The organism is Acetobacter pasteurianus, assembly GCF_009914215.2.
Taxonomy (GTDB): Bacteria; Pseudomonadota; Alphaproteobacteria; order Acetobacterales; family Acetobacteraceae; genus Acetobacter; species Acetobacter pasteurianus.
This window is the reverse complement of record NZ_CP039846.2, coordinates 1,281,955-1,304,857: the sequence shown is the minus strand read 5'-3', so window position 1 is coordinate 1,304,857 and position 22,903 is coordinate 1,281,955. Positions and strand designations below refer to the sequence as shown.

Here is a 22,903-nt window from a genome sequence, read left to right as displayed (position 1 = left end):
TTTTTCCAGCATGCTGGAAATGTGTTTCGGCTTCTGGAGTCAGGATCAACACCCTTGGCGCGCATAAGCCCTACGCAATCCGATCAGTATCCCCCATCCTCACACAAAAGCACGTTGCGTTTGCGCCTAGAGGAAGGTGGTGGGCTCGCGCTATGCGTTTTGGCCTGCGCTTTATTAGCTGCACTTGTCAGCTATAATCCCAATGATCCGTCTTTCAACACAGCAACGGGGCAACCGCCAACCAACCTGTTAGGTATGAGCGGCGCCTTTTTTGCCGATACGCTGTTACAGGGCGTGGGGCTGGCGGCCATTCTACCCGCGCTTATTCTGATCGCATGGGGCTGGCGGTTTATGAGCCACCGGCTGCTGGGCCACGAATCATGGCCTGTATTTGCCATGCGTGTTGTAGCCATTTTGTGCCTGTTGCCCGTTTCTGGCGCGCTATTGGCCGCTATTCCTCTGCTCTTTACAGCTTTGCCTACCATTAACTGGCCAACCCAAGCTGGTATTGGCGGGGGCATTGGCCATTCCATCGCTCAAACATCCATTGCAGCTGGCATGGCGGCCATTGGCCCAGCCGGTGGCATGGTGCTGTGGCTGCTTGGGCTGCTACTGGCTTTTCTGCTTATGGCTTTGGCCACGGGCCTACGGCGGGAGGAATGGTTTGCCATCTGGCGCGTAACACTTATGTTGCTCCGCTTGCCGGGCAAACTCGGGGTGCGCTTTGTACGCTACTATGCCAGCCGCAAACCCCAGACAGATACCTACACCACTACCGCAACGGCTGATCCTTATAAAAACCGGCCCCAGGCATCCGCACAGTCCCTCTTTTCCCATGATGAACCAGAGGTAGAGGACATCCCCCACGCGGCACCAATATCTGCGCCTGCATCATCAGGCACCGCTTTGATGCTCCGTGATGAGGAAGACATCAAAAAACCTGCGACTTCTTCTTCCATGGAGCTGGCACATCATACGCCGGATCCAGCGCCCGCTGCCACGCCAGCTCCTGTTGTTACACAAGCTTCCCCTCCGCCGCCACCAACACCAGAAAAACCAGCCAAATCGGGTATTCTGGGGCGTCTGTTTTCTGGAAGCGCAAATCAGGAAAACAACACCGGCCCTACGGTGCGTGCGGGTGCCACTGTACGGAAAGGAGGGTGGGAACTGCCTTCTCTCAGCCTTCTTAAACCGGCTCCGGCCAATACACGCACGGGCCCTTCCCCAGAAGCACTGCATGCAACTGCACGCCTTCTAGAACAGGTGCTGGCTGATTACGGTGTGCAGGGCAAAATTGTGGGCATGAGCGCAGGCCCTGTTGTGACACTCTATGAACTGGAGCCAGCACCGGGTATTCGTTCTGCCCGAATTATTGGCCTTTCAGACGACGTGGCACGCTCTCTTTCCGTGCTGAGTGTGCGTATTGCCACCGTGCCCGGCCGCAACGTGATGGGCATTGAAGTGCCCAACCAAACACGTGAGACGGTTTATCTTTCCGAACTCCTCAATCAGCCCACATGGCGGGATGAGCCAGGCCAGCTTCCTTTGGCTTTGGGTAAAGATATTTCTGGTGAACCGGTGTTTAGTGATCTGGCGCGTATGCCGCACCTGCTGGTAGCCGGCACCACGGGTTCGGGTAAATCCGTTGGTGTTAATGCCATGATTCTTTCGCTGCTTTATCGGCTTTCCCCCGATGAATGCCGCCTGATCATGATTGACCCCAAGGTGCTGGAACTTTCCATCTATGATGGCATTCCGCATCTGCTCACACCGGTGGTGACAGAACCACCAAAAGCCGTAAATGCCCTTAAATGGGTGGTGCGCGAAATGGACCGCCGTTACCGCACCATGGCGCATATGCAGGTGCGTAACATTGCAGGCTATAACGCCCGTGCAGCAGAAGCCCGTGCCGATGGTGAAGTGGTTGTACGCCGTGTGCAGACAGGCTTTGACCCCGAAACCGGTAACCCGGTTTTTGAGGAACAATCTGTTACGCTAGACCCCATGCCCTATATCGTCGTGATTATTGACGAAATGGCTGACCTGATGATGACAGCCGGGAAAGAAATTGATGCCTGCGTGCAGCGTTTGGCCCAAAAAGCCCGTGCAGCTGGTATTCACGTTATTATGGCCACACAGCGCCCTTCTGTGGATGTGATTACCGGCACCATTAAAGCCAACTTTCCCACCCGCATTTCCTTCCAGGTTATCAGTAAATTTGATAGCCGCACCATTTTGGGCGAACAGGGTGCTGAACAGCTTTTGGGCCAAGGTGATATGCTGTTCATGCAAGGTGGCGGTCGCATTACCCGCGTACACGGCCCGTTTGTGGCGGATAGCGAAGTGGAACAGGTTGTTAACTTCCTGAAAGAACAGGGAGAACCTGTTTACGATGACGATGTGCTGGCAGAACCTGTGGATGAAACAGCATCCTCCAACAGTGGTTCTGGCCGTTCTGGAGGCGGTGATAACGGCGAGTCTGAAATGTATGATGAAGCCGTTTCTATTGTGACCACTGAAGGCAAAGCTTCCACCTCTTTCATTCAGCGCAAACTTTCCATTGGCTATAACCGTGCCGCAAAGCTGATTGAGCAGATGGAAAAAGAAGGCATTATCAGCCGGGCAGACCATGTTGGCCGCCGCAAGGTATTGGTTGGCGCCAATAGGGAGGACTAAACATTTCCTCCCCGTTACCCCCTATCCTGTATCAGGATCATCATCTGGTTATCCTGAACAAACCTGCGGGTCTGCCTGTTCATGCAGGCCCAACAGGTGGCCCGAGTGTAGAAGACTGGTTTCCCCTGCTTTCACGCCGCAAGGATGGGCCATGGCTGGCCCACAGGTTGGATACAGATACATCTGGCTGCTTGGCCATTGCCTTACGCAAACAACCTCTTCTGGCTTTGCAGCAGGCGTTTGCCACCAAAACAGCACAGAAAACCTACTGGGCTGTTGTGCAAACAGGGCCGCAAGAAGACACTGGCCGCATAGACCTACCACTTGAAAAACAGTCCTCTAAAAAAGGCTGGCGCATGGTGGCATCTCCTTCTGGCGCAGCAGCAGCTACGCGCTGGAAGGTTCTTGGCCGCAATAAGGATTTATGCTGGCTGGAGCTTACTCTTGAAACCGGGCGCACACATCAGGCCCGTGTGCATTGTGCTGCCATGAACTGGCCTATTCTAGGTGACCCTCTTTACGGCACGCCGCACACTCAGGGATTGCACCTGCTAGCCAGAAGTTTAACCCTACCTTTTTCTCCACCCATCACAGCAATTGCACCACCAAGGATTGGCATGAAAGCAACTTTGCAAGCTTGCGGGTGGACACCTGAAAAGGAAACCAAACTTTAAAAGTATGGCGTTTATTTTCTTTTTTGCGGCCATGCTTTTACAATTTTCTCATGTAAAAGCTGCCGTTTGTTACGGATGATTTCCGCATCAAATTTGCGGGCTTGCTGGGACCCTGCAACAGACATTTGACTGCGTTTTTGCGGATCATTCATGAGATCCCGCAAGATATTTGCCAGAGCAGGAACATCATCCGGGTTAGCATACACCCCGGCAGTTCCAACAACCTCTGGCAAACCACCACGGGGGGAAGCAACGACCGCAGCCCCCATACCCATGGCCTCCAACGCCACCATACCAAAAGGTTCCGGCCAACGGCTGGGTATCACAACAATGGCGGCCTGCCCCATAGCTTCCAGTACTTTATGATGAGGCTGATACCCAGCCATTGCTACGTGGGCTGCCTGCGCTTGCACGCGCAACTGCTTTAAAAAAGGTGTTTGCGGAGAATCCGGGCCAAATCTGTCTGCACCAATAATTTCAGCACGCCATGTGGGGTGAGAAGGCAAAACATCAGCACACGCAGCCACAAAGGAATCCACACCTTTATCCGCTACAACACGGCCTGCAAACAGCAACAGGTTCTCACGCGTTATAGGAACCTCTGGCAGTGCCGAAAAATCCAGACAATTGGGCAGCACATATACATTTTCTGCTGCTGAACTGCTAAAGCGCTTTCGCACCCATTCAGATACAGCAACCACCGCCACCTTGCAGACCAGTGTTTCTCGTTCTGCTGCTGTGCACGCCTTTTTCATGCCGCATGGATCATTATGCAGCACCAAAGAAACGGGAAGATTTGGGAAACGCTTGCCCAGCCCCAATGCAATATCTGGCCGGTTATGAACCTCAACAAGTTCCGGTTGAAGCTGCCGAATTATTCTAGCCACCCCAGCGATATATCGGCCTATCCGCCCTAATGGGTACAAAACGGAAGGCACAGGCTGAAACGCAACACCCTGAAAACTTGGAACAGACAGAGATGACCCTACAACGGTTTCACCTTCTAACGCCGCGCGATGCACTAGCAACGCAATGGCCCCAGCCTGTTGCGGTGCAAATCTTTCCCGGGGGGGTAAAACTGTTAGAACCCGTAAAGCACACATATTTTACCCCTTCGGTATCATACGCTCTGTAATGCACACTGCAGAACGTCACACCGTATCAGGGGATAGATTCATACATATCCAGCTGCCACTCTGCTGGTTCATCCAATGCCTCTTTATACCATTCCTGCATCAGCGGATGCTGGCGTACGGCATCCATATATGCGCGAGAAACATCAGACAGCCCAGTAACACCATAGGATAGAAAGCGGCAGACAATCGGGGCAAACATGGCATCTGCATTCCCAAAAGATACCCCAAACAGATAGGGGCCATCTGCCCCATAACGGGTTCTGGCATCTGTCCAAATCGCATCAATCCGGGAGATATCCTTCAGCACATCTTCTGCCAGATGCTCAACCAATGGGCGGGCATCTCGGCCAAGATTCATAGGTAGAGCAGAACGCACCCCCCGGAAACCGGAATGCATTTCTGCTGATATGGAGCGCGCTATTGCACGTTCACACCGTTCGGATGGCCAAAGAGCAGGCTGATATTCTGCGCAGTATTCCGCGATTGAAAGCGAATCCCACACCACCGCGCCTTCGTGCTCCAGATACGGCACACACCCGTTGGGAGACAGCGTTTTAAGCACCGTGGTTTTGCCACCACCGGCCAATGGCACAACGTCTATATCCACGTTTAGCTGTGCAAGCTTTACCATCAGCCAGCCCCGCAAAGACCACGAAGAATATCGCTGTGTACCAATAACAAGCCGACCATCAGCCATCATTCGTGCCCTTTACTTAAAAACTTATGCTGGAACAGTTTCTTCCATACGGCGGATAAACCCACCACCCAGAATACGCGTGCCCTGATAGAACACACAGGCCTGCCCAGGTGCGGGCATGGCGGGTTCTTCCAGATACACCATGGCGCCATCTGGTGTGGGTACCACGCGGGCAGCCCGAGGCTCCTCACGCGCACGCATCTGCACACGGCAGACCAAGCCTTCTGGTGGCGCATCTACCAGCCAGTTCACATCCCGCACAGAAAGTGCCGTAACAAAAGATTTTTCCCGCGGGCCGATAATAACACGCCTGCGGCCCGGTTCTACACCAACCACCATCTGGCGTTCACCATTTAAGCGCGCAGCATTCCCCAGCCTTTTGCTTTGCCCCACGGTAAAACGCATAACGCCTTCGTGCTGGCCTACAATCTGCCCCTGCTGATCCACAATTTCACCGGGGCCAGCCATTTCAGGATGCATCTTTTCCACCAGATCCACGTAGGAGCCATCGCTTACAAAGCATAGGTCCTGACTGTCCGGCTTGCCTGCAACCACCAGACCAAAGCGCTCGGCTTCTTTTCTGACAGCAGCCTTATCTGGCATATCACCTAGTGGAAAACGCAAAAACTCTAGCTGATCCCGCGTGGTAGCAAACAAGAACCAGCTCTGATCCCGGTCTTCATCACACGGGCGGTGCAGTTCAGCACCATCTGGCCCTTCCACACGGCGAACGTAATGGCCTGTTGCCATGGCATCTGCGCCAATTTCACGCGCAAGGCCCAGCAGATCTGTAAACTTCACGCCCTGATTACACGCCACACAGGGCACTGGCGTTTCACCCGATGCATAGGCATCTGCAAAACGCTCTATGACGCTATCCTTAAAGCGGCGCTCCGCATCAATAACGTAATGCGGAAAGCCCAGAAGGTCCGCCACTGCGCGGGCATCACGAATATCCTGCCCTGCACAGCACGCACCTTTTTTTGCAGCCCCGCGCGAATCGTAAAGCTGCAAGGTAGCACCCACAACTTCATGCCCTTCCTCCAGAAGGCGGGCAGCTACAACAGAGCTATCCACCCCACCAGACATGGCAACAAGTATACGCATGAGCGCTATATCCTTTTAAAAACGGCTTCAGGCCTTGCTGGGCAGGCGTACAACCAAGCCATCCAGCGCATCTGTCATAACGATCTGACAACCCAAGCGAGATGTCTTTTCCAGCCCGAAAGCCAGATCCAGCATATCTTCTTCATCATCCGTAGGGGCTGCCAGCTTGGGTGCCCAAGTTGGGTCTACAATCACATGGCATGTTGCGCAGGCCAAAGAACCTTCACATGCGCCTTCAAGGTCAATGCCGTGCTTATGGGCAATTTCCAGCACGGAAAGGCCAACCGGCGCATCCACTTTGTGTTCTGTTCCGTCCTGTTCAACAAATGTCATCTGGGGCATTGGTTTCCATCCTGCCAAAGGCTGTTTCATTGCGGCATGTGGGGGTATGGCGTTCTGTTGGGCTGCAACCTGGTAACTTACGTTACACTGCGCACCCGCAAGACAGCCTGCGCCAAATTGTCTGCCGCGCGTTCTGCTTCGGCGGCTGAGGTAAAACGTCCGGGAGACAGACGCAAGCTTCTTCCCGCTTCTTCTCTACTCAATCCCATTGCTTCCAGCACATAAGATGGAGCCAGTTCTGCCGAAGAACAGGCTGAACCCAAAGAAACAGCAAGATCAGGCATAACCGCTACAATATCCAGCGCAGAAACGCCTACGGGCAAACGCAGATTAAAAATACCCGGCAAACGTGGTGCCGCTGCTGCGTTAACCTCACACCCCGGCAACGCGGCATCCAGCCTGTTTAGAAAAACGCGCTGCAACATAGATAAATGCTCAAAGCCGATATCCAGCTCCTGCTTTGCAATCTGGCAGGCCTCCCCAAAAGCAGCCACCAGAAAACCGGGGACGGTGCCAGAACGCACACCACGTTCCTGCCCTCCGCCAGAAAACAGCGGCGCCAAACGTACCCTAGGCCGACGCCGCACAAACAATGCCCCTGCACCTTTGGGGCCATACAGCTTGTGGCTGGAAACAGAAGCCAGCGCCAAGCCCCAAGTGTGCACATCTACAGGAATTTTTCCTGCGGTCTGCGCCAGATCGGCATGCAGTAAAGCGCCTGCCTCATTCACCAAGCGGCTCAAAACAGGCATGTCTTGCAGCACGCCTGTTTCATTATTAGCTGCCATAATGGAAACAAGGGCTGTGGGCACTTTTAACGCCTCTTGCAGCACAGATGGATGAAGCAGGCCGTTAACATCCACTGGCAGCACAACAGGTTCAAACCCTTCCTGCGCCAGATCCCGCACGCTTTCCAAAACACATTTGTGCTCTGTTGCTACAGTTATAACGCGTTTGCGTGGGCTACCCTGTGCAGCCAAGTGGCGCACAGCCCCTTTAATGGCTAGGTTGTTGGCTTCTGTAGCACCTGATGTGAAAATAACTTCCTTCGCATCTGCCCCTATCAGGCTGGCCACCTGGTTACGCGCATGTGCTACTCTGTCTGCTGCGCGCATACCCGCTTCGTGCGTTGTGCTGTGCGGATTACCATTTTCATGGTCCAGAACATCCAGCAACACTGCACGTACACGCGGGTCGCACGGTGTGGTGGCTGCATGATCAAAATAAATGGAAGAAGCCATGATCGAAATTACACCACAGAATCCACAAGCCCAATAGCTGCCGGGCTTTGCGCCATACGAGTGTAAGATTCTATAAAGCGGGCAACATCCTGCTCTGTCACATTCCAAGGCAAGGAAACGCGCAAAGCTTGCCCAGCCAAGTCGCCTGCACCCATAGCTTCCAACACGTGTGAAAACGCTACTTTGCCGGAAGAACAAGCAGAGCCAGCCGAAACACAAATACCGTCCAGATCCAGCCGCATGAGCTGTGCCTGAGCGCGCTTGCCCGGCAATGCCAGAGAGGTGGTATTATTTAAACGCGGTACATCTGCCCCAAACACTTTTGCACCTGCGGCCACAGCTACCTGCTCAATACTATTTCGCAACGGGGCCAAGTCTCGCGGTTGTTCCAGCGCTGCGCCCAAGGCTGCGGCCAATCCTGCAATGGCAGGTAGCGGAGGTGTGCCGCCACGGCGGCCCTGTTCCTGCCCGCCACCTTCGAATATTGGCAGCACACGTGCAGGTGCTGGGCCACGCAACAACAAAGCCCCAGCCCCTTTTGGCCCACCCATTTTGTGGCCTGAGCACGCAAGGCTATCGATTCCGCTTTGTTCCACAGAAAGTGGTAGACGCCCTGCTGCCTGCACTGCATCGACGTGCAAATGCGCGCCATACTTCCGGCACAGCAAAACCACATCATCAATCGGGTGCAGCACGCCAGTTTCATTATTGGCCAGCATTAAGCACACAAAGGCAGATGTTTCGTCCTGCGCCAGTGCCTGTTCCAGCTTGTCCAGTTGCACCTGACCGTTGGCATCCACATCCAACCATACCACTTGCGCACCTTCTGGTGCACCTTTGCGCACAGCATCATGCTCTGTACGGCCGATCAGGAATCGGCGTCCTTGGCCGAGTCCCCTCATCGCCAGCACATTGGCTTCTGTGCCACCTGATGTGAAAATACAGTTTAACGGGGCTACATCCAGATAACGTGCAACTGTATTACGGGCTTGTTCCAACAAAGCGCGGGCCTTACGACCAGCCCGATGCACGGATGATGGATTTCCTGTTAAATCAGCAGTTTCCAGCAAGGCTTCCCGCGCTTGGGGGCGCAACGGCTCTGTTGCATTGGCGTCCAGATAAACCATACCTGAACCACTGCTGTTTCTTTCTGTTCTGCTTGTCATGATGCCCCGAATCAGATCGCCTGCCACACAGACATGCCATACCCAAAAGGGCTAAAAACAGCCATTATAACGATTTATGTGGAAATCTTGGCCGCACAGCCGCTATAGAAAGCCGCATGGTCAACACCACGAGGTGCAGCATGCCCCATCACGCTGGGAGAAAAGACTTCCCCCACGCATTACGATCTCCACGGAATCTTGGTGCATGATTATGCCTGTGTCTTCCCCAAGGTCAACGGCAGAAAACATCTTCTGCTATTTTCTCTACACACCAGAGACACCATATACCTGAAGAACCTTTGTTTTCCGTTTTCTCCCCACAAACGGAAAACAAAGGAGTGTTGAACATTTAACTGCGTGGCCTCTGCCCCGCATGGCCTGATTGGAAACGCGGCATCGTTTTTAACCAGACCTGTTTACAGAACCCGGAAACGTCATGCCCACGGACGTTTTCCATGATCAAGCGGAACCCGAATGCCAGAGGTTATGTTTGCCGGCCCTGATGGTCGTCTTGAAGGGCGCTATCACCATTCAAACGAGCCCAACGCCCCGCTTGCCCTCGTGCTGCACCCTCACCCGCTGCACGGCGGCACCATGAACAACCGCATTACCTATGCGCTGTATCGCACATTCGAAAAGATGGGCTTTTCCGTCATGCGTTACAATTCGCGCGGGGTCGGCCGTTCTCAGGGGCGGTTTGATGGCGGTATTGGCGAAATTTCAGATGCCGCCGCAGCGCTAGACTGGATGCAGATGGTTAACCCCAATGCCAGCGGGCTGTGGATTGCCGGTTATTCTTTTGGCGCTTTTGTTGGCATGCAGTTGCTGATGCGCCGCCCGGAAATTACCGGCTGGATCAGTATTGCACCACCTGCCGCGCATTATGATTTCGGCTTTCTGGCACCATGCCCCTGCGGTGGCCTGATGATTGCTGGCGGCAAGGATGATATGGCTCCGGAGCCTGCCATTCATAAACTGGTAGATAAGCTGAATACCCAAAAGGGTGTAACGGTTGATTACCGGGTTTTCCCCGAAGCGGATCATATCTTTGCCAAGCAGGTAGATAAGATCACCAACGCGGTGGAAGACCACGTAACCAAAGCCATGGCACACCACAACATGCCTTTGGCGGCAGACTAAAAAGCCGCTTTACTGCTGCCAGCCGTTTCTTATGGGCTGGCAGCAGATACCTTGCCTTTAAAAAATATCAATCTTTCCGGCGTGGATGTGCCAGTTCCCGCACAACGCCATGTAGCGTGCGCAGTTCCTGCTCAGTGACTTCGCCGCGTGTGAAAAAGTGGCGGAGGTTCCGCACCATACCGGGGCGCTTCTGCTCATTTCGCAGAAAACCGCAGTCATCCAGCTCACGCTCCAGATGTTGCAGAAAATTCTCCAGCTCCCCTTTGGTCGCCACATGAGTCTCATTCGTCATGAGTTCACGCGGGGGCGTCTGATCCTCTGCCATCCACCATTCATACGCCATGATCATGACGGCCTGCGCCAGATTGAGCGACATGAAAGCCGGGTTAAGTGGATAACGAATAAGCGCATCTGCCCGCGCCATATCTTCATTATCCAGGCCAGCACGTTCGGGGCCAAACATCAGGCCTACCTTTAACCCACGCCCTGTTGCCGCACGTAACTCTGCTGCACCACCGCGGGCCGTTAAAACTGGCTTGATGATATGCCGAGGGCGCGGGCATGTTGCATAGACATGGTGCAAGTCTGCCACGGCATCATCTACACTTTCATGCACTGTTGCAGCTTCCAGAATCCGATCTGCCCCGGAAGAGGTACGCCATGCACGCTCTTGCGGCCATCCATCCCGCGGGCTGACAAGCCGCAAATGAAAAAGGCCGCCATTGGCCATGGCGCGCGCCGTGGTGCCAATATTTTCCGCCATTTGCGGGCGTACCAGAATAACAACAGGCGTATTACCTATTGGCTCCAGAGGGGCTCCCCCATCCCGACCGGTCATGCCCGCCTCCAGCTTGTGCCATCTTTGGTATCTTCCAGCACAATGCCCTGAGCCTGAAGCTGATCACGCAGCGCATCTGCTTTTGCAAAATCGCGCGCTTTGCGGGCAGCCAGACGTTCGTTAATCAGGGCTTCAATGGCCGCATCTTCATCAGAGGCATCACCTTTGAACCACTGTTCCGGGTCACCCTGCAAAAGCCCCAGCATGCCTGCACCCGCTTTAAGAGCACCTGCGGCCTGCCTGTCTCCTGCCAGAGCCTGCGCTGCAAGAGCGTGCAGTTCTGCAATAGCTTTAGGTGTGTTCAGATCATCTGCCAGAGCTTGCATCACGCCCTCCGGCACATCCATTTCGGGCACAGGACCTGCAGCAAGGGCACGGTAGAACCGATCCAGCGTTTTACGTGCTTCCTGCAAACCAGCCTGCGTATAATTCAGGGTGGAGCGATAATGTGCTCCCAACAGCAACAGCCGCAGAGCTTCTGCCGGAGCCTGTGCCAGCACATCCCGAATAGTGAGGAAATTGCCCAAAGACTTGGACATTTTCTCACCTTCAACCAGCAGCATGGCATTATGCACCCAGTAATTGGCAAACTTGCCATGAGGAAAGCAGCACAGGCTCTGGGCACGTTCGTTTTCATGATGCGGGAACAGAAGGTCTGATCCACCACCATGAATATCAAAGCTATCTCCCAGATAACGATGAGACATAGCAGAACATTCAATATGCCAGCCCGGTCGGCCACGGCCCCAAGGACTATCCCACCCTGGCTGATCTGCGTCCGATGGTTTCCACAGCACAAAATCACCCGGCGCTTTTTTGTAGGGAGCAACCTCTACACGTGCACCAGCTTCCAGCTCTTCCGGGTTGCGGCCAGAAAGTGCGCCATAGGACGGAAACGAACCAACCGAAAACAGCACGTGCCCCTCGGCCTCATACGCGTGGCCGTTTTCAATCAGCCGCGCGATCATGGCCTGCATTTCACCAATATTATGCGTGGCGCGCGGCTCTATATCCGGCGGCAGCACATTCATGGATGCCAGATCCTGATGGAACTCTTCCGTAGTGCGCTGGGTTAGAGAGCCAATATCCTCCCCATTCGCGCGGGCTCGTGCGGTAATTTTGTCATCAACATCCGTGATGTTCCGCACAAATGTCACGCGCGGATAAACATGCCGCAGCAGGCGCACCAGCACATCTGCCGTAAGCATGGCCCGCAAATTGCCAATATGCGCCAAGTCATACACTGTTGGTCCACAGTAATAGACTTTTACGTGTGCCGGATCGATTGGCGTAAACGGCACCGTGGCACGACTTTGGCTATCGTGCAGGGATAGAACTGGGTGAGGAGGAAGATGAGAGTGCGGCATGCAGCCTAGATGCGCCAGCAGCGGTTTGGATGCAATATCCTGCGAGCCCAAAAAACCTTTCATCAACACAAAAACAGGTCTTGACGAGTGGGGGTGGTTTCAGCTTAATTCTGCCCCTGCGAAATACGCATCAGTGCCCTTATAGCTCAGTGGTAGAGCAACCGCCTTGTAAGCGGTAGGTCGTGGGTTCAAATCCTACTGGGGGCACCACTTTTTCCCATTAAAAATTTGGCTATAAATGGCAGGTAGCCGGTTTTACGCGGCCACCCATCCATCCTGCTTGAGCGCAACACCAGCCAGATACAAGCTGCCACAAATCAGCACTCTTGCATGCTGTTGAGGGTTTTGGGCCACCAGCGCATCCAGCGCATCAACCAGCGTTGGCCCTATCTGAGCCTTTCCGCCAGAAGCTTCCACAATTGCTTCCACCGGCAATGCCAAATGCTGCTGAGGCTCGCAAATAGCCCAAACGCTAGATGCAAATGGCAGCACCGGATTTAAAAAACCTGTGGCATCCTTGGTCTGCTTCATCCCTACCAGCACGTGCAGGGGCTGATCTTTCCAGTGTGCCAGTTCCTGCGCCAGTGCATTGCCTGCCCCGGGGTTATGGCCACCATCCAACCAAAGTTCCCAGCCCTCCGGCAAATGAGAAGCCAACTTGCCGTGGAGTTGCTGCATACGTGCAGGCCAGTTCACGCGGCCAATGCCCTGCCATGCCTGTTCCGGCACATGCAGGCCGGAAACACGCAAGGCTTCTACAGCAAGGCCTACATTTTCAACCTGCCACGCCCCAACCAATGCTGGCTGCGGTAATGTGAGCTCTCCGGCCTTATCTGCAAATCTCAGCTCAGCCGTGCCCGACTCCGCATCATTCTGCGGAGAAATCGACCATTCAGCACCACGCCGATAAAGTGGCGCACCCATCTTATCAGCCTGTGCTTGCAAAACCTTCATAACCGCTTCTGGCTGATTGCCTGTTACGGCAGGCACGCCGGGCTTGAAAATACCGGCTTTTTCTCCGGCAATAGCTTCCAGCGTGTCACCCAGAAACGCCTCATGATCACGCGAGACAGAGGTGACAATACACGCAGCAGGTTTACGCAGCACATTGGTGGCATCACACCGACCACCCAGCCCTACTTCAATAATCGCCAGATCTGCCGGGTGGCGGGAAAAAAGCAGAAAGCCAGCAGCTGTCAGAACTTCAAAGACGGTAATGGGCGCGCCATCATTCACCCGCTCGATCTCTTCCAGCGTGGCAACCAGTTCCGATTCGCTCACCAGCTTGCCGGCGATACGGAACCGCTCCGTCACATCTACCAGATGCGGGGATGTCATCACATGCACACGCCAGCCCGCGGCCTCACCAATAGCGCGTAAAGTCGCGCACGTGCTGCCCTTCCCGTTTGTGCCTGCAACATGGATAACTGGGGGCAGCTTTTCTTCCGGGTGCCCCAGCTTTGCCAGCAGTGCTTCCAGCCGCCCCAAGGAAAGATCAATCAGTGCTGGATACAGGTTATTCAGCCGTTCCAGCACCGCGCCTGTCCGGCCCGTAAATTCTGCTGTGGGGCCGGAAGCTGCTGCTTTTGTCATGGAAGGATCACTCTGCGGCGGCGGGAGCCGGTGCCTGCGGGCGCGGCGGCGGGGCTTTTACATCTGCTGGTGCATGCATCAGCAGCCCGATCACACGGGCCAATGTTGCGGGCACATCCTTACGCTGCACCACCATATCCAGCATACCGTGATCCAGCAGGTATTCGGACCGCTGGAAGCCTTCAGGCAGCTTTTCGCGCACCGTGTCCTGGATAACGCGCGGGCCAGCAAAACCGATCAGCGCATTGGGTTCGGCCATCTGCACATCACCCAACATGGCAAAGGAGGCCGTAACCCCACCTGTGGTCGGGTTGGTCAGCACCACAATATAAGGCAGCCCGGCTTCTTTAAGCATCTCAACAGCTACAGTAGTACGAGGCATCTGCATCAGGCTGATAACGCCTTCCTGCATACGCGCGCCACCAGAAGCGGTGAAGATAACCAAGGGAGCCTTTTGAAGAATAGCCAGACGTGCCGCGGCCACAAAGCGCTCACCAAACGCAGCCCCCATGGTGCCTGCCATGAATTCAAACGCCATTACGCCAACAACAGCCTGATGGCCGCCAATGGTGCCGTGGGCCACAATCAGCGATTCGTCCAGATGGCTTTTTGCGCGCGCATCCTTAAGGCGATCTGTATATTTTTTCTGATCGCGGAACCCTAGCGGATCAACCGGAGCAGAAGGCAGCTCAATACGGGTGAAGTCTCCGTTATCAAACGTCCATTTCAGACGGTCCATAACTGGTGCACGCATGTGGTGCCCACAATGGGGGCACACATTCAATGCCTTGTGCAGCTCTTTGGTCAGAATCATCTGGCTGCATGAGTCACAGGTCGTCCACAGATTATCCGGCACATCCCGACGCAGCAGGCCGCGAATTTTGGGACGAACATATTCGGTGATCCAGCTCATTTTGAACCCTGTGACTGCACAATACAAATTGCAGGGACAAATATATGGCCCAGCACGCGTTGCATTACGCTGGCTGAGCCTATCTGCCAAGTTTTATGAAAACCTACAGGCCAGATGCCCCTGCGAAAAATAAGCCTGAAGCTTGCAGTTTACCTTTAAGCTTCAGGCCATATCGAAGCCCTGATTACAGAGCGCCTTCAACCCATGCCTTCAACTGGCTTTTGGGCAGGGCGCCCACTTTTTTATCTACAACCTTGCCATCACGCACCAGCATAAGCGTAGGAATGCTGCGGACCTGATACGCATTGGGAGTTTCTGGGTTGTCATCAATATTCACTTTGGCAACGGTTACCTTACCGGCAAATTCCTTGCCAATTTCTTCCAGTGCTGGGCCAATCATCTTGCAGGGGCCGCACCATTCTGCCCAGAAATCTACCAGCACAAGGCCAGACGCCTTGAGAACATCTTTATCAAAGCTGGAATCGCTGACAGCAAGCGTGTGTTCACTCATTTTCTGGTTCCTTAAACTCTCCGGCACGCGCCTGCATGCCGTGAACTGCCTTTACCAATACAGGGCAACAAGCTGAAACGGCTTTCTACCCAACTCTTCCTAACACTTAAGGTTGCGCTTGCTGCGGTCAAGATACAGCCGCAGGCAAAATGCCGGGCGCATACTTATCCAGCAACGCATCTGGCAGAACATCTGCACGTGGCATTTCTGTCCAGACCAAAACACAGACTACGGGCCGATCGGGCCATATGCCTTGCAGAAGGGCACGATAAGCTGCCATCTGCCGGAGATATAGAACAGGTGTATCCTCTACCCTACGGGGGGCATGGCGGCCGGTTTTAAAATCACACACCAACACTTTGTTGGGCAGCACACGTAAACGGTCAACCTGCCCCACAATAACCTGCCCGCCCGCCACACCGGCCAAACGCTGTTCCGCCCGTGCAGACGGATCAAACAGATCTACCAGTTCAGGCAGACGCAAAACTGCAATAACCTGTTGTGCAAGTTCGGCAGCTTCATGTGATGACAAACCACTTGCTGGCCGCGCCAACCACTGATGCGCCATGGCAGGTTGCTGCTCTGCCGGACAGGCAGGCAAAAACTGCAACAAAGAATGTACCAGATTACCACGCCGAAAAGCTGCCTCTCGCGCTTTAGCTGGCGTTACGGCAGCAATGTCCAACGGCGAACGTACAGGGGGTAACGGCCCCAACATGGCATCATCTGGTTTACTTGGTGCCAACGGGCGCGCCAGTGGGCTTTCAGCTTCTGGCAAAGTAGGTTTCCACAACGGAGCAGTTCCCATCCATTGCGGTAGCAAGGCTGTATCTTCGCTCTTCTCAACAGAAGTCGGGACAGATTTTTTGGGGTTGGCTTCTTCCTGTGGCGTTTCTTCCAGAAGCAGCATGGAGCCAGACCATCCACCTTCCTGAAAGTCTATTTCTACCGCACCTGCTTTTTCAAAACCAATTCGGCATCTTTCGTACCAACTTTCTGCTGGCACATTGCGTCCCGGCTTCCAGCCACAAACAACCAGCCGATCTGCCGCACGTGTAAGCGCTACGTACAACAGGCGATTATATTCCTCTACCACACTGCTACGCATCACGTCTTTTAGGCTACGGGTTAAGCCAACAGACAAAGCATTGCGCGGCACATACAAAGGCACATCTATATTTTGTTTTTTATCATGCGCCCAAAACAATCTTTCCTCAAAACGTGGGAGACCAACTGTATCTGGCAAAATGACCAGACGGGCCTGTAACCCTTTAGAACCATGAGCTGTCATGATTCTTACAGAATCTCCGCCAGCTTCAGCTTCCCGCTTCACGGTTTCCTCAGAATGACGCATCCAATGCAGAAAACCCTGCAAAGAAGGTGGATGCTGATCCTGATACCTTATTGCTGCAGAAAGTAGTTCATCAATTGGTTCCGCTGCTTCTGGCCCCAATCGGGCAAGAAGCCGTGCACGCGCACCCCCCGGCCCCAATGCAGCAGAAAGAAACTCATAGGGCGTTAAATAATCTACCTGCCTGAACAAACCATTCAGAAAATTCCAAGCCTGTTTCCAATCTGACTGCTCTGCATGACGCTCTCGAAGCGCTGACCACAACGGTTCTCCTTTTTCACGCCCAGCGGCCAAAGCCATCAAGCTGTTGTCCGACACACCACCTAGCGGAGAAGTAAGCACACAAGCTAATGTTAAATCATCTTGTGGCAACAGGAGTGCTGCGCACAAAGAAAGCATGTCCTGCACAGCCAGATGCTCAGCCAACCCTGTACGCACAAGCGTAACTACAGGAATGTTATGGCCTTTCAGGGCACGCACGAGCATCCCGACAAATGGTGAACGACGTGGCACAAGAACCAAAACATCACCCGGTGTTAATGACTTTTGTCCAGATACGGGTTTTTGATTTAACTGCCTGAAAATATACCCCGCTACAGCATCTGCCAATTTCTGGCGTGGGCTCTGCCGCGTTGCATTTCCCTGCGCTGGCTCCCACGGGCTAATAACGTCTTCTTCCTTTTCGGCCTCAACCAACGGCCATAATTCTACACGCCCTCCTTCTCCGGGACGCGCAGTAATATGTTCCATAATTTGACCGGGTTCTTCCACAACCCCTTTAGCTGCCTCTGGATCTGCAAAAACAGCATCAACAAGTTTAAGAACTGGTGCGGTTGATCTGAAAGAAACCGTGAGTTCAGGCTCACGCCATAATAAATGTGCATCCTGAACACGCTTTTTGAACTTCTGACGCCATTCCCGAAAAGAATCAGGATCTGCCCCCTGAAATCCGTAAATGGATTGCTTATAATCCCCTACGGCAAAAATAGTCCGAGGCGGTTCATCTTCACTCCGCCCACCAAGGCCTGCAAAAAATTCTTCTGTCAGATCGCCTGCAATACGCCATTGTTCAGGAGAGGTATCCTGCACCTCATCCAGCAACAAATGGTCTATGCCGCCATCCAGCTTATACATCACCCATGCAGCACCGGGTTCTCGCAAAAGCCCTAATGCACGTTGAATAAGATCATCATACTCAATTTGACCATGACGTGCTTTTTGCGTTGTATAGAGGCCAGAAACAGCCGCTGCCATCTTAAGCAATGCGCTTCCCATTTCGGCCAGTTTTCGAGCGCGCTGCTGTTCCTCCACCTTGGAAATACGTTCAGATTCTTTTTGAATATATAATGAAATATCAGAGTATTTTTCAGAAAGTTTTTTAGAAATCAAACCAACAGAGCGTAGTTTTCCCTCTTTTGTAAGAAAACCATTGCGCCACACAGACCATTGTGCTGCACGTTCTGATGCAGGCAGGGCCAACCAATCCAAAAGAGAAAAAGCATTCCTTTTTATTGCTTCGGATCCCTCCTCAGAAAGAATCTGAAACCCCTCTCTTAAATTTTGTTCTTCTGGAAAGTTCGTGCATGATTTTTCAAGAAATTCAGAAGTGCTTCCATGTAGTATATCGGGCGACAATCCTAGTATCTGGCATAATACAGCCTCAGCCTTATCAAAATCTTCCACAACAAGTTTCAACAAGGAAGATGATCTCTCATCTTTTCTCAAAACAGCTGAAATAAAAATAAAATCTCCCAAAGATATCTGACCAGCCAAGGAAGAGATAACACCTTCTTTCTGCTGACCTAAAATAGCTTCTACACACGCCTGCAAAGCCAAGGAGGCATCTGTTTCTTCCATAACCGTAAAGTGCGGATTCATGGAAGCTTCAAGAGGAAAACGCCGCAACAGAGATTGGCAAAATGCATGGATTGTTCCAATACGCATACCCCCTGGAAGATCAAGCACTTCTGCAAATAATGCCCGTGCACGCCGCCGTGTTTCCTCTGTGCAGGGAACGTACAACTCGGCTAGTTCTTTATCTAATTCTTCATCTGATAATGTTACCCAACGGCCAAGGCGCTTTTGCAGACGAATAGACATTTCTGCTGCGGCCGCCTTGGTAAAAGTCAGACACAAAATACGGGCAGGAGAACTTCCGGGCAGGATAGAACCATCTTCTGCCAAACGCGGCAACATCAGGCGCAAGAGGCGATCAATAAGCAGTTTGGTTTTACCGCTTCCCGCAGAAGCAGAAACAAAAACTGATGCTGAAGGATCCGATGCCAGGGCCTGTTGCGCATTGGCCTGAGAAATAGCTTTTTGTAAAGCCTTCTGTGCAGATATGCTCATTCCTCATCCTCCTTGCGGGCCGAATTCCACTCGGGCACACGTGCCAGACGTGCATAATCGGCAAAGCGTGGTTCTCTACCCGGATGAGGATGAGAAAGGTAAGGCTGATCTGGTTGATCGTATGCTGCTATCCGCAATAGCAAATTTTCCCAAGTTTGTTCGGCCAGGTCTGTAAGGCTGAGTGCTTCACGGGTTTTGACAACAACCTCTTCTCCCGGCTCTGCACCACCAGTTAGACGCCAATAAATAAGATCTGATATTTCTCTTGAATGCTCAGGAACTTCCTTAAAACCACCCCGAATAATCATAGCAGCCTCAAGCGGTAGCTGCGGGCTCCAACCGGCCAAAACATCTTTGGCAGATGGTAACGTGCCAGTTTTGTAATCCTGCACAATCACGTGCCCATCAGCATTTAATTCTATACGGTCTGCTCTACCAACAATGTCAAACTTACCGCCCGGGGCATCCATAATGCTTACACGCCCACGAATTTCTGTAAGAATAGCGCGTGGCACACCGTGTTCGTTCCGCCGCTTTTCTTCAGCCTGCACAACCCACTGGGCAATACGCGTTAACCTAGGGGCCCACCATGCACGCAGTGCTGGACGCAAAACATGTTCCTGTAAACTTTCAGAAAATAAATCGCATAATTTCTTTTCTGCATTATCAGGCCATGTCACACCATACGCTTTCACCCAACGCTCTAACGCTTTATGCACAATCATCCCGTAATCGGATGCATCTGCGGCTTCTTCCAACTCAGGCAAAACTTCAAGGCGTAAAATGTGTTTTGCGTAAATAGCGTATGGATCTCTTATCCAGGTTTCTATTTCTGTCACACTTAAACGACGAGGCCGCAGTGCAACGGGTGGCATAGGCTGCGGCGGTGCAACAGGTATTGCTGGCCCCACTGGCTGATCCAACTTATTCAACCAAAGCAAAGCTGGATGATTAGGAATATGCCCCTTACGGCCAGCCAAGAAAGCATCCAGCCGTGTAAGCCATCTGGCCGGCACAACAGGCGCTCCTTCTCTGCGTCGTGCGCTGGAAAGAATAACTGTACCTGCGGCAGCTGCGCTTGCAAAAAAATCATGGGCCGCCTGTCCGACAGCTTGCTCTGGAGATGGAAGCCCCATTCTTTGTCGCATAGGGCGGCTCATCCACGGGCCAGCATCCACTACGGGCGGCCATACACCTTCGGAAAGGCCACCCAAAATAACTGTTTCTGCCGTTTGCAGGCGCGATTCAAACAAACCCCAGATAAGAACACGTGGATGTAAAGATTTTGGATCTCCACCTCGGCGCATAGCAACGCGTTCAGGAGCCAGAACTGCTGTTAACAAACCATCTAAAACAACAGGAGGTTGAGGCGGCAAAACCTCTGATGCCAACATTAATTCTGTTAATTGGCTGGCAAGCAGATTGCCTTCCTCACCACGCCACAAACGTTCTGATGCACTTTCTTCATCAGTAGCAACCAAGCGCTCTACTGTGGCGATTAATGCTGCCAGCAAATCTGGTACAGGGGCACAATGCTGTTCTAAATCTTGCGCTATCTGCATACCTGCTTCTGCCGCATCCAGTTCCCATCCAAGAACCGGCTCCAGACAAAATTCCAGACGCTCCATGAAAACAGACAATGCAACTGGACCAAAAGGGCGATCAGCCGTAACGCCCCCTTCTAACTTGGCTTTTGCCCTTTCATTCGGGTTTTCTAAAGCACTTTTCACAACCTGACATAAAGCGGCAAAACCAGGAGGAGGGGCTGGACCCCGTAATATAGCACGTTCCAAAAGGCGCGCTGTTGCGCGGCAGACACCTGCTGCAAAACCAGATGCAACCAAAGGATGTTTTAAAACACTTAAAAGAGATACTGGCGAAAACTTGCTATCTACCATTTGCGCAACAAGGCGCAACAGAACAGCCGCTGGTGTATCTACCAAGGATGAACCTGCACTATCATCCGCCAGCACCCCCCATCTCGCCAGCTCTGTGGCGACACGTGCAGCCAACACACGATCGGGTGTTACAAGAGCCACACGATGCGCAGGTTTTTCAATAGCCTCACGCATGATCATACTGATTGCAACAGCTTCTTCCTGCTGATCAGCGGCATCTAGTCTGTAAACATTTTCTAATTCAGCCCCACCTGAATGAGACCAATCGCCCAAAGCTTCGGCCGGAAGAAGAACACGTGCAAGAGTAGCTGCACGCTCAGATCCCGCACCTTCACCTTCCCAAACTTCAACTTTATATCGTGTGATTTCTAAATTTTTTAGTAAAGAACTCAGTCCAGCCTGAGGGTGACTGTCTGGCAAAGAAAGAAAAGTTTCTTCTGCCATCATCATATCTAAGCCAGGCAATATAATCTTACCTGCGGGACACTCCAGAACAGCTTGCAACACTTTTACTGTAGGCTGCATAACGTGCGTAAACCCTGCAGCCCATATAGGTGTAATCTCACCCTGTTGCGCAAGTTTACGCCATAAATCGGCCTGTGCCTCAAGCAATGCCACCTGTCTGGCCACAGGGTTCATCACCCCATTTTCCTTGAGCCATTCAGGCCATGCTTGTGTTACAATTTCGAGAAATCTTAAAATAATTTGCCAATGTTCAGCAAAATTTTCCTGCACAGCTTCTGGCAAACGTTCTGCCAGATTAACGCCAGACCATTCTGCCTCATCCATTAAATCTGCCAGAGCTTTTGCCAGTGGCCATGCCTGATCTAACGTTGGCCGCGTGCCAAATGCTTTATCTGCCTGCAAAACCAGCCGGGCCAACACAGCAAGCCTTGTCATTCCAGCGACAGCAGGAGGCAGATCCAATGCCAGTTCACCACCTATGCCAGCAGACAACCCAAGTTCCGCTTCATCCAACGCACCAATAGGTACAATACGGGGCAGCAATACACTCTGCCCATCCATATGGCGCAAAAAGGCTTCTGTTAATGCACGTGCGGCACGCCTACCGGGCAATACAATAATGCCCTCACCTATAGCTTCTACATTATGATGTGCAGCTTCAATCCAACGTAAGGCAAGCTGGTCCAGAAAAGGAAGATGCGCGGGAATTGTTGCAAGTTTCATATGCCAGCCCCGTAGCCTGCCAAATCTGCCCCTTTCAATCTTTCACCCCACCCCGATAACCTGGCTTGGCGCTGCCCATCTGCCAGAACATGTATTTCGAGATTCAAAGCATCTTCTGGCAACAGATCTTCCAGTTTTTGAGGCCATTCAACAAGCACCACGCCCTCTCGGGCTTCATCCCATCCAAGCTCTTCCAGTTCATCGGGACCACCCAACCGCCATAAGTCAAAATGAGATACGATGCATGAAGGAGCTTCGTAGGATTGCACTAAGGTGTAGGTAGGGCTTGGCACCTCCAAACTGGGCGCATGGCAAAATGCGCGCAAAAAAGCACGTGCAAAAAGGCTCTTCCCAGCCCCAAGCGGCCCAGAAAGTAAAATGGCATCGCCTGCTCGCGCATATTCTGCCAGTTTTGTGGCCAGTTTTATTGTGGCGTCTTCATCTTGCAGAATCATATCTCTGGCCATTTTAGCCTTCTCCATGCATTGCCCAACCATGTATTATAAATCACAATCATGAGAGATTTTTTGTTGCGCCCGCTCCGATATCACAAAAATGTGTATTACAGGCATAACAAACAAATATTCCATATATCCCATTATTTATAAATAACTTTCTCAAAACCCCACCAATAAAAACCTAACATTTTTTATAATTTTCTTAATCTTTCCTCATTATTATATTTCTTTCGATATGCATAAAACGCATGCTTGGTG

General features: G+C 52.6%; 17 protein-coding genes and 1 tRNA gene. 4 read left to right on the top strand and 14 right to left on the bottom strand.

Features of this window, described 5'->3' with window-relative positions:
* Positions 1-21 precede the first annotated feature (21 nt).
* Both FCN51_RS19550 and FCN51_RS19545 read left to right on the top strand, forming a co-directional pair.
* Positions 22-2,676, top strand: a complete 2,655-nt coding sequence (locus tag FCN51_RS19550; protein WP_201762549.1) for an FtsK/SpoIIIE family DNA translocase — start codon at positions 22-24, stop codon at positions 2,674-2,676.
* 53 nt (positions 2,677-2,729) lie between these two features.
* Positions 2,730-3,350: an RluA family pseudouridine synthase gene (locus tag FCN51_RS19545; protein WP_201762625.1), complete on the top strand. Its 621-nt coding sequence runs from the start codon at positions 2,730-2,732 to the stop codon at positions 3,348-3,350.
* An 11-nt stretch (positions 3,351-3,361) separates the two neighbouring features.
* On the opposite strand, the gene FCN51_RS19540 is transcribed toward FCN51_RS19545, so the two are convergent.
* The 6 genes from FCN51_RS19540 to FCN51_RS19515 all read right to left on the bottom strand — a co-directional run bounded on the left by FCN51_RS19540 (position 3,362) and on the right by FCN51_RS19515 (position 9,066).
* Positions 3,362-4,453, bottom strand: coding sequence for a glycosyltransferase family 4 protein (locus FCN51_RS19540; protein ID WP_160256645.1), 1,092 nt, complete (start codon positions 4,451-4,453; stop codon positions 3,362-3,364).
* Positions 4,454-4,511: 58 nt separating this feature from the next.
* The gene (locus FCN51_RS19535) at positions 4,512-5,183 is read right to left on the bottom strand and encodes a glutathione S-transferase (protein WP_201762624.1); all 672 of its coding nucleotides are present in this window, start codon (positions 5,181-5,183) and stop codon (positions 4,512-4,514) included.
* A 24-nt stretch (positions 5,184-5,207) separates the two neighbouring features.
* A complete protein-coding gene (mnmA, locus tag FCN51_RS19530; protein WP_003623382.1) occupies positions 5,208-6,290 on the bottom strand; it encodes a tRNA 2-thiouridine(34) synthase MnmA in 1,083 nt (360 codons plus the stop codon).
* A gap of 27 nt (positions 6,291-6,317) precedes the next feature.
* Positions 6,318-6,632 carry a ferredoxin family 2Fe-2S iron-sulfur cluster binding protein gene (locus tag FCN51_RS19525; RefSeq protein WP_006115619.1) on the bottom strand — a complete coding sequence of 105 codons (315 nt, stop codon included), beginning with the start codon at positions 6,630-6,632 and terminating at the stop codon, positions 6,318-6,320.
* 77 nt (positions 6,633-6,709) lie between these two features.
* Entirely contained in the window at positions 6,710-7,873 is a 1,164-nt protein-coding gene (locus FCN51_RS19520) for a cysteine desulfurase family protein (RefSeq protein ID WP_160256643.1), read from the bottom strand.
* Positions 7,874-7,881: 8 nt separating this feature from the next.
* Positions 7,882-9,066, bottom strand: coding sequence for a cysteine desulfurase family protein (locus FCN51_RS19515; RefSeq protein WP_160256642.1), 1,185 nt, complete (start codon positions 9,064-9,066; stop codon positions 7,882-7,884).
* A gap of 447 nt (positions 9,067-9,513) precedes the next feature.
* Here FCN51_RS19515 and FCN51_RS19510 point away from each other — a divergent pair, with 447 nt between their 5' ends.
* Positions 9,514-10,179: an alpha/beta hydrolase gene (locus FCN51_RS19510; RefSeq protein WP_003623374.1), complete on the top strand. Its 666-nt coding sequence runs from the start codon at positions 9,514-9,516 to the stop codon at positions 10,177-10,179.
* 67 nt (positions 10,180-10,246) lie between these two features.
* Here the strand turns inward: FCN51_RS19510 and FCN51_RS19505 are convergent, their stop codons facing one another.
* Both FCN51_RS19505 and cysS read right to left on the bottom strand, forming a co-directional pair.
* Positions 10,247-11,017 (bottom strand): RNA methyltransferase, encoded by a 771-nt coding sequence (locus FCN51_RS19505; RefSeq protein ID WP_003623373.1) that lies wholly within the window; start codon positions 11,015-11,017, stop codon positions 10,247-10,249.
* Complete coding sequence (gene cysS / locus FCN51_RS19500; RefSeq protein WP_160256641.1) at positions 11,014-12,447, bottom strand: cysteine--tRNA ligase; 1,434 nt, start codon at positions 12,445-12,447, stop codon at positions 11,014-11,016. The genes FCN51_RS19505 and cysS overlap by 4 nt, the downstream gene beginning before the upstream one ends.
* 72 nt (positions 12,448-12,519) lie before the next feature.
* On the opposite strand from cysS, the gene FCN51_RS19495 reads away from it, so the two are divergent.
* Positions 12,520-12,594 (top strand) — tRNA-Thr (locus FCN51_RS19495).
* A 45-nt stretch (positions 12,595-12,639) separates the two neighbouring features.
* Here the strand turns inward: FCN51_RS19495 and FCN51_RS19490 are convergent.
* The 6 genes from FCN51_RS19490 to tsaE all read right to left on the bottom strand — a co-directional run bounded on the left by FCN51_RS19490 (position 12,640) and on the right by tsaE (position 22,684).
* Positions 12,640-13,977, bottom strand: a complete 1,338-nt coding sequence (locus tag FCN51_RS19490; RefSeq protein ID WP_160256640.1) for a bifunctional folylpolyglutamate synthase/dihydrofolate synthase — start codon at positions 13,975-13,977, stop codon at positions 12,640-12,642.
* Between the two features lie 7 nt (positions 13,978-13,984).
* The gene (accD, locus tag FCN51_RS19485) at positions 13,985-14,890 is read right to left on the bottom strand and encodes an acetyl-CoA carboxylase, carboxyltransferase subunit beta (protein ID WP_003623367.1); all 906 of its coding nucleotides are present in this window, start codon (positions 14,888-14,890) and stop codon (positions 13,985-13,987) included.
* 184 nt (positions 14,891-15,074) lie between these two features.
* On the bottom strand, positions 15,075-15,401 hold the full coding sequence (trxA, locus tag FCN51_RS19480) for a thioredoxin TrxA (RefSeq protein ID WP_003623364.1): 327 nt from the start codon (positions 15,399-15,401) through the stop codon (positions 15,075-15,077).
* 127 nt (positions 15,402-15,528) lie between these two features.
* Positions 15,529-19,101, bottom strand: coding sequence for a double-strand break repair helicase AddA (gene addA, locus FCN51_RS19475; protein WP_160256639.1), 3,573 nt, complete (start codon positions 19,099-19,101; stop codon positions 15,529-15,531).
* Positions 19,098-22,187 (bottom strand): double-strand break repair protein AddB, encoded by a 3,090-nt coding sequence (gene addB, locus FCN51_RS19470; protein WP_160256638.1) that lies wholly within the window; start codon positions 22,185-22,187, stop codon positions 19,098-19,100. Before addB ends, addA begins: the two co-directional genes overlap by 4 nt.
* On the bottom strand, positions 22,184-22,684 hold the full coding sequence (gene tsaE, locus FCN51_RS19465) for a tRNA (adenosine(37)-N6)-threonylcarbamoyltransferase complex ATPase subunit type 1 TsaE (protein ID WP_160256637.1): 501 nt from the start codon (positions 22,682-22,684) through the stop codon (positions 22,184-22,186). Before tsaE ends, addB begins: the two co-directional genes overlap by 4 nt.
* Positions 22,685-22,903 lie beyond the last annotated feature (219 nt).